Origin of the sequence: Tardiphaga sp. 37S4 (genome assembly GCF_021044645.1) — a bacterium.
GTDB classification, from domain to species: Bacteria; Pseudomonadota; Alphaproteobacteria; order Rhizobiales; family Xanthobacteraceae; genus Tardiphaga; species Tardiphaga robiniae.
In genome coordinates, this window is sequence record NZ_CP088008.1 from 1818482 (window position 1) to 1832293 (window position 13812).

Here is a 13812-nt window from a genome sequence, read left to right on the forward strand (position 1 = left end):
GCTGAAAACAGAGGAATTCAGGATGAAGCGGATCGCATCGAAGCGTGGCGTTGTGGCGGCTCTGGCACTCGGAGCGTTGCTGAGCAGTGGCTCGGCATTTGCCCAACAAACCATCAAGGTTGGCTGGACCATCCCGGCCGAAGAATCCAAATACTGGATGATGAAGCGTCCGCAGGAATTCGCGGATCTCGGCAAGAAGTACAATATCGAGTGGGTGCAGTTTCAGGGCACCGCGCCGATGACGCAGGCACTCGCGGCCGGCGCGCTGGATTGCGCGACGCAATCGGTGCTGGCACTGGCGCAGGGCGTGCAGAGCGGCAACCTCAAGGCTTCGATCGTTGCGCAGCACGTGTTCGAAAAGCCGGGCAGCTTCTCGGTCTATTGGGCGGTAAAGGACGACTCGCCGATCAAGACCATCGCCGACCTCAAGGGGAAGACGATGTCGATCAACACGCTCGGCTCCGGCATCTATGGCCCGATGGCGATCTTGCTGAAGCAGGCCGGCCTCGATCCGGCCAAGGACGTCAAGCTGGTTGAAGTCGGCTTCGCGCTCTCGGAAGAAGCGCTGCGTTCGGGCCGTGTCGACTCCGCCGTGATGAACCAGCCGTTTGCTGCGCGCATGGAAGCCAAGGGCGGTACCCGCAAGCTGTTCTCGCTGTCGCAGCAGCAGGATGGCATCGTGCACATCCTCGAAGCCTGCCGTGCCGACTTCATCGAGAAGAATCCGGAACTGGCCAGGATGTATGTGCGCGATCTGACGCTGGGCATGCAGAAGGCGCTAGCCAACCGCGACGAAACCCTGAAGGTCGTTAACGAAGTGATGAAGGCGCCGATCCCGGTGCTGGAAACCTACCTGTTGAAGGATAACGACTTCGCACGCGACCCCGGCGCCGCGCCGAATTTCGATGCGATTCAGAAGATGCTCGACACCTATGTCGAGTCCGGAATGCTGCCGAAGAAGCTCGACGTTTCCGAGCTGAAGGGCAAGGTCGTCGCGCCGATCAAGTAACGGCGTCGCTCACTCACAAACAATGACACTCTCTCCGTCATGCCCGGCCTTGTGCCGGGCATTTTCGTTTGCTTGAGCCTTTCCGCCGTCATTGCGAGGAGCGAAGCGACGCGGCAATCCAGTTCTTTATTTGAAGAGAGACTGGATTGCTTCGTCGCAAGGGCTCCTCGCAATGACGGAGGAGACAAGCAGTGATTGTTGCTATTCGCTCGTCGCGTCCGACATGCCGCTGTCGATCAGGAGATCCAGCGTGTATTTGATGGTCGCGCGTTCGTCGTCGTTGAAGCGCTTCAGCAGTTCCGCCTCATGTTCGAGCGCGGCCTTCTGCACGGGCTTGACGCGTGCGCGGCCTTTCGCGGTCAGGTAGAGCGTGACGCGGCGCCGATCGTTCGAGGTGCTCTTGCGCTTGAGCAGATCGTCGCGCTCCATGCGGTCGAGCACTTTCGTCAGGCCCGGCTGCTTCATCAGCGCCATCGCGGCGAGTTCGCCGACCGACAGGCCCTCGACATCGGCGAGGCAGGCCAATACGCGCCATTCCGGCACCGTGAGGTCCCATTCTTTCAGCCGCGCGTGAAACGAGCTGGACACGTTGAAGCTGGCGCGCGCCAGGAGATAGGACAGGTAGCTGCGCGCAAAACTGTTGCTGGCCAGGGCCGGCGCACGTGGCTGTGCTTTGTCGATGCGGCGGAGCTGTCCGGAGTGGAAGACGAGGGGGTCGTGATTGCGCTCGACGAAGTGCACGACTTCACCGACCAGGATCGTGTGGTCGCCGCCGGGATAGCGCGCCCAGGTCTTGCATTCGAAGATCGGTGCGAGGCCCTCGATCAGCGGTGCACCGCTGATGCCCGGCGCATGGGCGATATCAGCAAACTTGTCGGAGCCGCGACGGCCGAAACGCATCGCGAGCTCGCCATGATCGGCGCCGAGAAAGTGAATGGCGAAAGCGTCGGCTTCGACGAAGGGATCGTGGCTCGGCGAAGATTTGGCGACGCTCCACAGCACCAGCGGCGGATCGAGCGACACCGACGAGAACGAATTGGCGGTCATGCCGACAGGATGATCGCCTGTCGTTGCGGTGACCACGGTGACGCCGGTCGGAAACTGGCCAAGCGCCTGACGAAACGTCGCGGGGTTGACCGCCTGCGCCTTGTCCACGAGCTTGTCGTCCGCGACCTTGTCCTGCGCCGTCTTGTCAAACGCCGTTTTGTCAAAGGCCATGGAATTCGCCGCTCCGCGACACCCGCGACTGCCCAAAATACAGCGCCGGATTGTCCTTCAAGATTAAAAATATTCCTTTTCATATAACATGACCGCGCCTATCATCCAACCATAATCGCTTTAAAACACGGAGAAACGGCATGCTGGCGGATCGCATCGAGGCGAAATGGATCGACGCATTCTGCGAGATCTTCGAGCGCTGCGCGGTCAAGCCCGGCGACACTGCCGCCATCCTCTCCGAGACGCAATCGCGCGCGCTGAATGTGCACATTGCCGAATTGGCATTGCTCCGCATGGGCGCGCGGCCGTTCCATGTCGTGGTGCCGACGCCGCGCAACAAGCAGGTGGTGCCGATCCGCTCCACCGGCGCGTCCGAAGCGATCCAGCAGCTTGGCCCGGTCGTATCAGCATTGCAGCAGGCCGGCTTCGTGGTGGACTGCACCATCGAAGGCCTGATGCATGCCAAGGAAACACCGGAGATCCTGAAGGCTGGCGCGCGCATTCTCGTGATCTCCAACGAGCATCCCGAAGCGCTCGAGCGCATGGTGCCGGACTCGGCGCTCGAGAAGCGCGTGCGCGCGGCGGCGAAGATGCTGCGCGGCACGAAGCACATGAAGGTGACCTCGAAGGCGGGCACCGACCTCGACGTCAACATGGAAGGCGCGGCCACCGTCGGCGTCTGGGGCTGGACCGACAAGCCGGGCACGCTGGCGCATTGGCCGGGCGGCATCGTGGTTTCGTTCCCGAAGAGCAAGACCATCAACGGCACGGTGGTGATGGATGCAGGCGATATCAACCTGACCTTCAAGCGCTATCTGACCTCGCCGGTGAAGATGCTGTTCAAGGACGACTATCTCACCGAACTCACGGGCGAGGGCGCCGATGCCGAGATGATGAAGCGCTATCTCGCCGCCTGGGGCGATCGTGAAGCTTACGCCGTGTCGCATGTCGGCTGGGGCATGAATCCCAATGCGCGTTACGAGGCGCTGCAGATGTATGATCAACGCGACACCAACGGCACGGAGATCCGCGCAGTGGCCGGCAACTTCCTGTTCTCCACCGGCGCCAATGAATTCGCCGGGCGCTACACAGCGGGGCATTTCGATCTGCCGATCTTCAAGACCACAATCACGCTCGACGGCGTGGATGTGATCAAGGACGGCGTGGTGCAGGACGTGTTCGGCTGAGTCCGAACACGTCCTTCCAAGCTCCGGGCTATCTGGTCACGGGCACTATCCCTTTTGCCGAGATCAAGCCGGCCTGAGGCAGCCCATAGCCCTTAACAATTGCATAGATCGCGGGGATCACAATCAACGTCAGCAGCGTCGACGAGATCATGCCGCCGATCATCGGCACCGCAATGCGCTGCATGATCTCCGAGCCCGTGCCGGTGCTCCACATGATCGGCAGCAGGCCCGCCATGATGGCGACCACCGTCATCATCTTGGGACGGACGCGTTCGACCGCACCCTCCATGATCGCATCGTACAGGTCGTTGCGCGTCAGAGATCGTCCTTCAATGCCCCGTCGCGCCTGGATCGCGGTCAATGCCTGATTCAAATAGATCAGCATCACCACGCCGGTCTCGGCGGCAACGCCGGCCAGCGCAATGAAACCGACGACGACTGCAACCGACAGGTTGAAACCGAGCCACCACATCAGCCAGAGGCCGCCGACCAGTGCGAACGGCAGCGACAGCATGACGATCATCGTTTCGGTGATCGACCGGAAGTTCAGGTACAGCAGCAGGAAGATGATCAGCAGCGTCACCGGCACGACGATCTTCAGGCGCGCCGTCGCACGTTCGAGATATTCGTACTGGCCGCTCCACATCACGTAATAGCCAGGCGGAAATTGAATGCTTGCCTGGACGGCGTGCTGCGCGTCGGCCACGTAGCCGCCGAGGTCGCGGTCGCGGATGTCGACATAGATGTAGGTGGCCAACTGTCCGTTCTCGGTCCGGATCGACGTCGGCCCTCTCGCCAGCGTAATCCTGGCCACTTCGCCGAGCGGGACCGCGCCACCTCCGGGCATCGGCACCAGCACGTCACTGGCGATGGCCTGCGGGCTGTCTCTGAGGTCGCGAGGGTATCGCATGTTGACGGTGAAGCGTTGCCGGCCTTCCACTGTCGTCGTCACCGTCTGGCCGCCGAGCGCGGTTCCGATCACGTCCTGGACGTCCTGGATCATGATGCCGTAGCGCGCCAATGCCTCTCGATCCGGCGTCACATCGAGGTAGTAGCCGCCGATGCTGCGCTCGGCATAGGCGGACGACGTCCCCGGAACGGTTTTCAGGACCTGCTCGATCTGCTTGGCAAGCCGGTCGATCTCGACAAGGTCGGTGCCGATCACCTTCACGCCGATGGGTGTGCGGATGCCGGTCGACAACATGTCGATGCGGGCCTTGATCGGCATGGTCCAGGCATTCGACACGCCCGGAAACTGCAGCGCCTTGTCCATCTCGGCGATCAGTTCATCGACCGTGAGACCGGATCGCCACTCTTCCTTCGGTTTGAGGTTGATGATCGTCTCGAACATTTCGGAGGGCGCCGGATCGGTCGCCGTGGCAGCGCGCCCCGCCTTGCCGTAGACCGAAGCCACCTCCGGAAACGATCGAATGATCCTGTCCTGCATCTGCAGCAGTTCTCCGGCCTTGGTGACGGAGATGCCCGGCAGCGTCGTCGGCATATACATGAGCGTGCCCTCGTTGAGACTGGGCATGAACTCGGTCCCGAGCTGACGGGCCGGCCAGACACTCGCCGCGAGAACGGCGACTGCGAGCAGGACGACCAGCGTCTTCGCGCGCATCGCAACGGTGATGACAGGCCGGTAGACCCAGATCAGAAAGCGGTTGATCGGATTCTTGTGCTCCGGAATGATCCGGCCGCGAACGAAGATGATCATCAGGGCCGGGACCAGCGTCACTGACAGGATAGCCGCGGCCGCCATCGCAAACGTCTTGGTGAACGCCAGAGGGCTGAACAGACGCCCTTCCTGGGATTCCAGCGTGAAGATCGGCATGAACGACACGGTGATGATCAACAGGCTGAAGAACAGTGCCGGGCCGACTTCGGAGGCTGCCTCGATCAGGACCTCGACGCGCGACTTGCCGGGGTCCGCGCGTTCGAGATGCTTGTGGGCGTTCTCGATCATGACGATGGCGGCATCGACCATGGCGCCGATGGCGATCGCGATGCCGCCGAGACTCATGATGTTGGAGCCAAGACCGAGCAGCTTCATGGCGCCGAACGCCATCAGCACGCCGACCGGCAGCATCAGGATCGCAACCAGGGCACTGCGGACATGCAGCAAGAATAAGATGCAGACGAGTGCGACGACAACGCTTTCCTCCAGCAATGTGTGCTTGAGCGTGGCGATAGCGGCGTTGATCAGGTTCGAGCGATCGTAGACCGGGACGATCTCGACGGACTTCGGCAGACTGCTGGCGATCTCCTTGAAGCGCTTCTTGACGTTCTCGATGACGTCGAGCGCGTTGGCGCCGAAACGCTGCAGCACGATGCCGCTGGCGACTTCGCCTTCGCCGTTCAGTTCGGTAATGCCGCGCCGCTCGTCGGGGCCCAGTTCGACGCGCGCGACGTCGCGCAGCAGGACGGGCGTGCCGTTGTTGGTCTTGAGCACGACATTGCCGAGGTCGTTGATCGACTTCAGATAGCCCTTGCCGCGGATGACATATTCGAATTCGGACAGCTCCACCGTGCGACCGCCGACATCGGCGTTGCTGGCGCGTATGGCATCGCGCATCTTCTGCATGGTGATGCCGAGGTCGCGCATCCGAAGCGGATCGAGCACGACGTTATATTGCTTGACGAAGCCACCGACGCTGGCGACTTCGGCGACGCCTTCGGCTTTGGCGAGCGCAAACTTCAGATTCCAGTCCTGGATTGCCCGTGTGTCAGCAAGGTTCAATTCCCTGGACATGATCGCGTACTGGTAGACCCAGCCGACGCCAGTGGCGTCGGGGCCCATCGTCGGTGTGACGCCGGCGGGCAGGCGGGACGTGGCTCCGTTCAGGAATTCGAGAACGCGCGACCGGGCCCAGTAGATGTCGGTCCCGTCTTCGAAGATGACATAGACGAACGACACGCCGAAGAACGAGAACCCGCGCACCACTTTCGACTTCGGCACCGTGAGCATTGCCGTCGTCAACGGATAGGTGACCTGATCCTCGATCACCTGCGGCGCCTGGCCGGGGTACTCGGTATAGACGATGACCTGCGTGTCGGAGAGATCCGGGATGGCGTCGAGCGGCAGATGCGCCAGCGCGTAGATGCCCGCGGCTGCGGCGAATCCTGTGCCGAACAACACCAGCAGCAGATTACGCGCCGACCATGCGATGATGCGGGCGATCATTGTGGGCTCCTCGCGTCGGAAAAGCCCTTCAACGCGGCCTTCAGATTGCTTTCTGCATCGATCAGGAAATTGGCCGAAATGACGACTGGTTCGCCGTCTGCGACTCCCTCGCGGATTTCGACGTAGCCGCCGCCGCGACGGCCGAGTCCGACGCCGCGCGGTTCGAAGCGACCCTGTCCTTTGTCGATGAACACCGATTGCCGGGTGCCGGTGTCGATCACAGCGCTCTCCGGGACGGACACGACCGGATCCGCACTTCCGGTCTCGATCGAAGCGTCGATATACATGTCCGGTAGCAGAGCGAGATCGGCGTTTGTGAGTTCGATACGGACGCGTGTCGTCCGGGTCTCGCGATTGACCTGCGGGTAGATCACGTTGACCTTGCCTGCAAACTGCCTGCCGGAGAGGCTACGCGTCCGGACATTCACCGGCTGTCCGACGGCGATGGCTCCAAGATCGCGCTCCGCGACATCGACCATCGCCCAGACCAGCGACGTGTCGGCGATACGAAAGAGGATGTCGCCGGGTTGCGCCCGCATCCCTTCGATGGCGTTGCGCTCAAGAACGATGCCGTCCCGCGGGGCGGCCCACGCGATCGAGATCGGGACGATGCGACTCTTCTCGATTTCCGCAATCACCGTGTCCGGAACGTCGAGATTCATGATCCGTTGACGCGACCCGCGCCCATACAGTCCATCGCCGCCCGTCGTCTTCGATGTGATGGTGGCGACGTATTCCGCCGCAGCGGACGAGATCGCGGGGCTGTAGATATCCATCAAGGGCTGACCGCTGCGGACCTTCGTGCCGGTGGTGACATCGGCAACCTTCTGCACCCAGCTTTCCGCGCGCATCGAGATCACGGAGATGCGCCGCTCGTCGAGCTGGATCGTGCCGGGTGCGCGGATCATCGTCCGGATCACGCGCTTGGCGGCTGGCTCGGACTTCACGCCCGTGCGCTGTATCTTGCCCGGAGAGAGCTTGACTGATCCATCGTCGGAATCGTCACCTTCGAACACCGGGATGTAATCCATCCCCATGGAGTCCTTCTTCGGCGTTGGCGACGTGTCAGGAAGTCCCATCGGATTGCGGTAATACTTGATCTTGCGGCTCGTGTCGGTGCCAGCGGACGTTGGGTCCGACATCGGCATGGTCTCCGTGGGGTCTTCGAAGCTGACGTCGGCTCCGGCGGGCACGGCGCGGTAGTCGCGACCTGACGCCGTTCTCTTCGGCGTCAGCGAGTAAGCCGGCTTTCCATCCGGATCTTGATAGTAGATAGGCGCGCCGGCTTTCTGCGCATCGGCGGGGGTGACTAGGGCGAAGGCGCGCGCCGGCGGTCGCTGTGCGATGATGAATCCGCCTCCGGCCGCCGCGATGAACGCGGCGGCGGTGCCAGCTAGAACGGCGCGGTTCATTTCTGGGCCGTGATGACGAGCTTGTTCTCGACGGAGCCGGTTTCTCCCTGCACCTTGGCGCCCAGAGAAAGCTGCCAGCGACCGGCCATTCCGAAAGTGGCCTTGAACTTGTAGGTGCCGGGCTCGGCCCCCGATACTGGCGTGACCTTGGTGGCCATCTCCTGCATGCCGTCAGGAGCCATGTCGAGACGAGTTGCAAAAATAACGGCATCCGGCACGGGCTTGCCGGTCTTGGTGTTCATCAGGCGGACGGTGATGATCTTGTCGGGGCCGGCCTGAACGGACTGATCGACGAGCTCGAACGTGTAGTCCTTGATGTCAGCCAGTGCAGCCGTGCTTGCGCCACCCAAAGCGACAGCGATCAACGCGGCCCGGAAGGCGCGCGGGGAGTTAGACGTCTTCATGGTTTGGTATCCTCGATTGAATCTGATGTGCCGCGAACGGCATGCGTCATCCGCGCGCCAGGGGCACGCGGCAGCTACGGCGCTCAGCGCCGCTCAGATCGAAGTGCGAGGAGGGTGGTCTGGAGGCGGGCGGTTGACGCCATCGGTCAGCGCGTCATTCAGCACCGAGTGGTAGGTTCGGACGGCGTGGCGAACCGTCATGGGTGGCGCCAAAGAGGGGCCTGCCTGGGCGGTCTTCAACGCGCAAATCGCGAGAAGTGGACAGTCCTGGCAATCCTTACTCTTCTGTTCGGATGGGCAGCAAGGCATGTCTCCAGACATCGCCGACATGTCGGTCATCGTGGCCGACGGCCCGTTGGCAGCCGCCGGAGTCACCATTGGCGCCACCGACAGGCCGATGGTCACGAAGATCGCTAGAAAGAATTTCAGGAGTCGACGAAGATCCATATTCGACCATCTCACGGCCACCACAGCGTGGGAAGCCCGGGCACATCACAAGTTCGCAATCCCTATGGGGATTATGTCCTTGGCTTCTCCGGCCCGTCATAGGCGATGCCGCGGATCACCGCGGCATTGCCGAACTTCTTCCTGAGATCGTCCATCGCCCGTTCGGCATGCGATGAGCGGCGGTCGAGCATGTTGTCGTCGCCGGCCTCGTTGCCGGGCTTGAGCGCGCTGACACCGGTGCCGATCAGGCGGAAGGCGGTGCCGTCGATTTCCTTTGCCAGCATCTCGCGGCTGATATCGAAGATGCGCGCGGCCATCTGCGTGGGCGACTGGATCGACTGCGAGCGGGTGCGCTGGCGGAAATCCGCGGTCTTGAGTTTCAGCGTGACCGTGGTGCCGGACAATTCGCTGCTCTTGAGACGCGATGAAACCTTCTCCGACAGTCGCCACAGAATCTTTTCCAGCGTGGCGTAGTCGCGGATGTCCTCGTTGAACGTCGTTTCGTTGGAAATCGTTTTGGCGCCGCGATCGGCGACGACAAGGCGATCGTCGATGCCGCGGGCGAGGCGCCACAGCCTGCGGCCTTCGCCGCCGAACTGCTTCATCAGGTCGGTCTCATCGGCGCGCTGCAGATCGCTGATCTTGCGGAAGCCGCGCTGCGAGAGTTTTTCTGCGGTCGCAGGGCCAACGCCGAAGATGAAGCTGACGGGCCTGTCGGCCAGCATGGCCACAGCGTCTTCCTGATCGAGCGCGGCGAAGCCGCGGGGCTTGTCGAGATCGCTGGCAATCTTGGCGAGAAACTTGTTCACCGACAGACCGACCGAGACCGTGATGCCGACAGTGCGCTCGATATCGGCAGCGAATTTCGCCAGCACCTTGGCCGGGATCATGCCGTGGACGCGCTGCGTGCCTGAGAGATCGAGAAAGGCTTCGTCGATCGACAATGGTTCGACCAGCGGCGTCAGCGCCTGCATGGCATGGCGGACCTCGCGGCCGACGCGGACATATTTCGCCATGTCAGGCCGCACCACGACGGCGTCGGGGCAGAGATCGAGCGCCTTGAACATGGGCATCGCCGAGCGCACGCCATAGGTGCGCGCGATGTAGCAGGCCGCGGACACCACGCCACGCTTGCCGCCGCCGATGATGACGGGCCGATCGACGATGTCGGGATTGTCGCGCTTCTCGACGGTGGCGTAGAACGCATCGCAGTCGATATGCGCCAGCGTCAGCGACGGCAGCGCGTGGTGTCGCACCAGGCGCGGCGACCCGCATGACGTGCAGCGCTTGACGCGTGCATCCAGATCGACAAGGCAATCCCGGCAGAAGCAGCGCGGTCCGCTCAGCTCTGCCGGAGAGGGGCTCACGTAAAGTCCTGCCCGCGGGGATCGAGCGCCTGCCGCGCGGCGGCGATGGTGGTGGGATCCAGTTGTGACGACGCCGAAAACGCCTTCACGGTCTCGTCGTCGCGCAGCACGAAATCGAGCACGCTGACGAGGAACTGTGGATCCTTGGCAGCCGAGCGGAGAGTCTCCGGACCGATTCCACTCTCGGACAGGAACAGGCCCAGCCGCTCAGGTTCCCCGGCAACGAAGGACAACGCCTGAATCGCAACGATTTCAGCAACTTCGCTGGGGTGGCGCTGGGGTTTTTTCATCACGCGTGTTTGCCTTTCCGTAACTTATCGTCTCTATTTTAAATCATCATGCCCGAGTCACCGGGGCGATTCCAGTTGCAGGGATATGCGCGGTACACGGGCACTTCGGCGGGTGGCCGAAGTGAATTTGGAAGTTCGCTTCGAACATCACATTGGCCGGTGACGCAGGGCAATCATGCTCCGCGAAACAAGAACGCTCGGGTTCTGGATTGGAGGGCGGGATGGCAAAAACCGTCCTGATCGTGGAGGACAACGAGCTCAACATGAAGCTCTTCCGTGACCTGCTGGAAGCCCATGGCTATCAGACAATCGGCACGAGCAATGGCTATGAAGCGCTCGATCTTGTCCGCTCGCTCCGCCCCGATCTCATCCTCATGGATATTCAGCTACCGCAGGTCTCCGGTCTCGAAGTAACCGGATGGATCAAGAAGGATCCTGCGATCAGCATGATCCCCGTCGTCGCCGTCACAGCCTTCGCCATGAAGGGCGACGAAGAACGTATCCGCGAAGGCGGCTGCGAAGCCTATTTGTCAAAGCCCATTTCGGTCGGAAAATTTATCGAAACCGTGCGTCGGTTCATCGGTTAGGGAGTTCCCTATGTCAGCGCGTATTCTTGTCGTCGATGACATCCCCGCCAACGTGAAGCTTCTGGAAGCCCGTCTCTCGGCGGAGTATTTCGACGTCATCACCGCCTCCAACGGCGCACAGGCGCTGGAAGTCTGCGCGCGTTCCGAATGCGACCTGATCCTGCTCGACGTCATGATGCCCGACATGGACGGCTTCGAAGTCTGCCGTCGCCTGAAAGCCAATCCGAAGACGCATTTCATTCCGGTGGTGATGGTCACGGCGCTGGATTCGCCGTCGGATCGCGTGCGCGGCCTCGAAGCCGGCGCCGATGACTTTCTCACCAAGCCCGTCGCCGATGCCGTGCTGGTGGCGCGCGTGCGCTCGCTGACGCGTCTGAAGATGATGACCGATGAGCTGCGCATGCGCGCCATCACCTCGCTGGAAATCGGCGTGCAGGCGCCCGAGCGCAGCGCCGTGTCTGATCTGGGTGTGGGTGGACGCATCCTGCTGGTCGACGATCGTCCGTCATCCTATGAGCGGCTGGCACCTGTCCTGTCGGCCGAACATACCGTCGATGTCGAACCCAATCCGACCGAGGCGCTGTTTCATGCCGCCGAGGGCAATTACGACCTGCTCATTGTCTCGCTGAGCCTCGAGAATTACGACGGATTGCGGCTGTGCAGCCAGGCGCGTTCGCTGGAGCGCACGCGGCAGATTCCGATTCTCGCGATTGCCGATGCCGATAACAATCCGCGGCTGCTGCGCGGTCTCGAGATCGGCGTCAACGACTACCTGATGCGTCCGGTGGACAAGAACGAGCTGCTGGCGCGTGCGCGGACGCAGGTCCGTCGCCGCCGTTACACCGATCATCTGCGCGACAACGTTCAGCACTCCATCGAAGCCGCGATCACCGACGGTCTGACCGGACTACACAACCGCCGTTACATGGAAAGCCATCTGGAAACGCTGGCAGAGCAGGCGGCCACCCGCGGCAAGCCGCTGGCGCTGATGATGCTCGACATCGACTTCTTCAAGTCGATCAATGACAATCATGGCCATGATTGCGGTGACGACGTGTTGCGTGAATTCGCCGTTCGCATTCGCAAGTCGATCCGCGGCATCGATCTGGCCTGTCGCTACGGTGGCGAGGAATTCGTCATCGTCATGCCCGAGACAGACATGCACGTCGCCAGCATGGTGGCCGAGCGTCTGCGTCGTTCGATCGCCGGCGAGCCGTTCTCCATCGACAAGGGCAACAAGCGCATCGAGGTCACGATCTCGATCGGGTTGTCGACGCTGGAGAAGAAGGGCGAGCCCGTTGCTGACGTACTCAAGCGTGCCGACGTGGCGCTGTATCGCGCCAAGCACGACGGCCGCAACCGCGTGGTTGCTGCGGCCGCTTAAATTACTATCAGAGACGCGTTCTGGCCGATGGCTGCGACCATCGCGACGGCGGCGAGATTGGGCGTGATCCCGTATCGAAAGTCTGCGTGACCTGCCGTGCCGCACAGTAAGCCGGGCGCGTCATACGTGCGCGCAGATAGGTGTCGGCTTCTTTCGTCGGCAATTCCTTATCGATCACAAGTTTGTCGAGCGCGCAGGCGAGGGCATCCGCGCCCGGCTTGGTGCCGGTGGCGTCGCAGGTCCAGCCGCTCAGGAATACAGCTCTGGTATCGAAGCGCGAGCTGAAGGCAAGGCACTGTTTCCAGCGGCCATCGGTCTCGACGCGCGTTTCGACGGCATGGACAGGGCCGTAGCGCGTTTCCAGATCGAAGTGCGTGGAGAGCGTCTGGAAGCGCATGTTGCGCAAAAGCTTTGTTTCGCGCGGTTCGAAAGTCGGCCGCGTCTGGAGGCCGCCCGGGGGCGGGAATGCGATCGCCACGGTGAGATCGATCCCGCGATGATCCAGTGCCCCGTATTGCATGACCTCAACACGGCCAAGCAGTCCACTGGTGATGATATCGGAGCTGACGGGTAACCGTGTGAAGCTGCCGTCAGTGATCCTGAAAGCTGGCTTGTCCTGGACCACCTGGACGCGATTACCCCAGAGCCAAAACACCCCGAAGGCGATGAGCCCGAACACAATCATTCCGAAAAAATAGAATGCGTAGCGAACGAAAACGCCCGCCAGAGACACCGCAGACGTGAACTGGCCAGCCGTCGTGTCTGTGTCGCGGAAAGACAAGGGGTGCTCCCGATGCAAATCAATTGCGTCGAATGATACCGACTTGTCGCACGAAATGACGTGAATACCGTTTCAATCGCAGGCTTCATGCCCGCCATAGTTGTGGCAGGGTAAACGTGGCGCTGCGCGGATCGCTAAAATTGAAACGATTGAGCTGGGCTTCCTACTTAACCTCGCCCCGCAAAAGAGCGAGGAGAGGTTAAAAGAAAACGGGACCCGAAAGGGCCCCGTTCAAAATCCGTCAGCAGCTGTATTCAGCGCTTACTTGATCTTGGCTTCCTTGAATTCAACGTGCTTGCGCGCGACCGGGTCGTACTTCTTCTTGACCATCTTGTCGGTCATGGTGCGCGAATTCTTCTTGGCGGTGTAGTAGAAGCCGGTGTCCGCGGTGGAAACGAGCTTGACCTTGATGGTGACCGCTTTGGCCATGGCAGAACCTCTGAATGTCGGGAATCGGGTGACAGCCAGAGAACTGGCCGTGTTGGGGCGCAACCTAGCCCCGAACGCCCCAAAGTCAAGGTTTTCCGGGGCGGTAAATCCGG

At 61.7% G+C, this 13812-nt stretch carries 13 protein-coding genes; 4 read left to right on the forward strand and 9 right to left on the reverse strand.

Annotation, left to right across the window (positions count from 1 at the left end):
• Nucleotides 1-22: 22 nt before the first annotated feature.
• Nucleotides 23-1009 (forward strand): ABC transporter substrate-binding protein, encoded by a 987-nt coding sequence (locus LPB73_RS08855; protein WP_068732554.1) that lies wholly within the window; start codon nt 23-25, stop codon nt 1007-1009.
• Nucleotides 1010-1210: 201 nt separating this feature from the next.
• Here LPB73_RS08855 and LPB73_RS08860 read toward each other — a convergent pair whose 3' ends face one another.
• Nucleotides 1211-2227 carry a flavin reductase gene (locus tag LPB73_RS08860; protein ID WP_231080327.1) on the reverse strand — a complete coding sequence of 339 codons (1017 nt, stop codon included), beginning with the start codon at nt 2225-2227 and terminating at the stop codon, nt 1211-1213.
• A 140-nt stretch (nt 2228-2367) separates the two neighbouring features.
• Here LPB73_RS08860 and LPB73_RS08865 point away from each other — a divergent pair, with 140 nt between their 5' ends.
• Nucleotides 2368-3414 carry a peptidase M29 gene (locus LPB73_RS08865; protein ID WP_184517767.1) on the forward strand — a complete coding sequence of 349 codons (1047 nt, stop codon included), beginning with the start codon at nt 2368-2370 and terminating at the stop codon, nt 3412-3414.
• 28 nt (nt 3415-3442) lie between these two features.
• Here LPB73_RS08865 and LPB73_RS08870 read toward each other — a convergent pair whose 3' ends face one another.
• The 6 genes from LPB73_RS08870 to LPB73_RS08895 form a co-directional block, all read right to left on the reverse strand.
• On the reverse strand, nt 3443-6598 hold the full coding sequence (locus tag LPB73_RS08870) for an efflux RND transporter permease subunit (RefSeq protein WP_231080328.1): 3156 nt from the start codon (nt 6596-6598) through the stop codon (nt 3443-3445).
• Nucleotides 6595-8010 (reverse strand): efflux RND transporter periplasmic adaptor subunit, encoded by a 1416-nt coding sequence (locus LPB73_RS08875; RefSeq protein ID WP_231080329.1) that lies wholly within the window; start codon nt 8008-8010, stop codon nt 6595-6597. The genes LPB73_RS08870 and LPB73_RS08875 overlap by 4 nt, the downstream gene beginning before the upstream one ends.
• A complete protein-coding gene (locus LPB73_RS08880) occupies nt 8007-8414 on the reverse strand; it encodes a FixH family protein (protein WP_231080330.1) in 408 nt (135 codons plus the stop codon). The genes LPB73_RS08875 and LPB73_RS08880 overlap by 4 nt, the downstream gene beginning before the upstream one ends.
• Nucleotides 8415-8507: 93 nt before the next feature.
• The gene (locus tag LPB73_RS08885; protein WP_231080331.1) at nt 8508-8861 is read right to left on the reverse strand and encodes a hypothetical protein; all 354 of its coding nucleotides are present in this window, start codon (nt 8859-8861) and stop codon (nt 8508-8510) included.
• Nucleotides 8862-8932: 71 nt separating this feature from the next.
• On the reverse strand, nt 8933-10228 hold the full coding sequence (locus tag LPB73_RS08890) for a DNA polymerase IV (protein WP_231080332.1): 1296 nt from the start codon (nt 10226-10228) through the stop codon (nt 8933-8935).
• The gene (locus LPB73_RS08895) at nt 10225-10518 is read right to left on the reverse strand and encodes a DUF3572 domain-containing protein (protein WP_089263750.1); all 294 of its coding nucleotides are present in this window, start codon (nt 10516-10518) and stop codon (nt 10225-10227) included. The genes LPB73_RS08890 and LPB73_RS08895 overlap by 4 nt, the downstream gene beginning before the upstream one ends.
• Before the next feature lie 221 nt (nt 10519-10739).
• Here LPB73_RS08895 and LPB73_RS08900 point away from each other — a divergent pair, with 221 nt between their 5' ends.
• Both LPB73_RS08900 and LPB73_RS08905 read left to right on the forward strand, forming a co-directional pair.
• Entirely contained in the window at nt 10740-11105 is a 366-nt protein-coding gene (locus tag LPB73_RS08900; RefSeq protein WP_231080333.1) for a response regulator, read from the forward strand.
• A 10-nt stretch (nt 11106-11115) separates the two neighbouring features.
• Nucleotides 11116-12489 carry a PleD family two-component system response regulator gene (locus LPB73_RS08905; RefSeq protein WP_089263751.1) on the forward strand — a complete coding sequence of 458 codons (1374 nt, stop codon included), beginning with the start codon at nt 11116-11118 and terminating at the stop codon, nt 12487-12489.
• 7 nt (nt 12490-12496) lie between these two features.
• On the opposite strand, the gene LPB73_RS08910 is transcribed toward LPB73_RS08905, so the two are convergent.
• Both LPB73_RS08910 and rpmG read right to left on the reverse strand, forming a co-directional pair.
• The gene (locus tag LPB73_RS08910; RefSeq protein ID WP_231080334.1) at nt 12497-13270 is read right to left on the reverse strand and encodes a hypothetical protein; all 774 of its coding nucleotides are present in this window, start codon (nt 13268-13270) and stop codon (nt 12497-12499) included.
• A gap of 261 nt (nt 13271-13531) precedes the next feature.
• Complete coding sequence (gene rpmG / locus LPB73_RS08915) at nt 13532-13699, reverse strand: 50S ribosomal protein L33 (protein ID WP_068732385.1); 168 nt, start codon at nt 13697-13699, stop codon at nt 13532-13534.
• Nucleotides 13700-13812 lie beyond the last annotated feature (113 nt).

Coding starts and splice junctions, on each gene's coding strand:
- LPB73_RS08895 (WP_089263750.1), bottom strand. CDS start 10,518: ATGAAAAAACCCCAGCGCCACCCCAGCGAAGTTGCTGAAATCGTTGCG.
- LPB73_RS08880 (WP_231080330.1), bottom strand. CDS start 8,414: ATGAAGACGTCTAACTCCCCGCGCGCCTTCCGGGCCGCGTTGATCGCT.
- LPB73_RS08905 (WP_089263751.1), top strand. CDS start 11,116: ATGTCAGCGCGTATTCTTGTCGTCGATGACATCCCCGCCAACGTGAAG.
- rpmG (WP_068732385.1), bottom strand. CDS start 13,699: ATGGCCAAAGCGGTCACCATCAAGGTCAAGCTCGTTTCCACCGCGGAC.
- LPB73_RS08885 (WP_231080331.1), bottom strand. CDS start 8,861: ATGGATCTTCGTCGACTCCTGAAATTCTTTCTAGCGATCTTCGTGACC.
- LPB73_RS08900 (WP_231080333.1), top strand. CDS start 10,740: ATGGCAAAAACCGTCCTGATCGTGGAGGACAACGAGCTCAACATGAAG.
- LPB73_RS08860 (WP_231080327.1), bottom strand. CDS start 2,227: ATGGCCTTTGACAAAACGGCGTTTGACAAGACGGCGCAGGACAAGGTC.
- LPB73_RS08865 (WP_184517767.1), top strand. CDS start 2,368: ATGCTGGCGGATCGCATCGAGGCGAAATGGATCGACGCATTCTGCGAG.
- LPB73_RS08855 (WP_068732554.1), top strand. CDS start 23: ATGAAGCGGATCGCATCGAAGCGTGGCGTTGTGGCGGCTCTGGCACTC.
- LPB73_RS08870 (WP_231080328.1), bottom strand. CDS start 6,598: ATGATCGCCCGCATCATCGCATGGTCGGCGCGTAATCTGCTGCTGGTG.
- LPB73_RS08875 (WP_231080329.1), bottom strand. CDS start 8,010: ATGAACCGCGCCGTTCTAGCTGGCACCGCCGCCGCGTTCATCGCGGCG.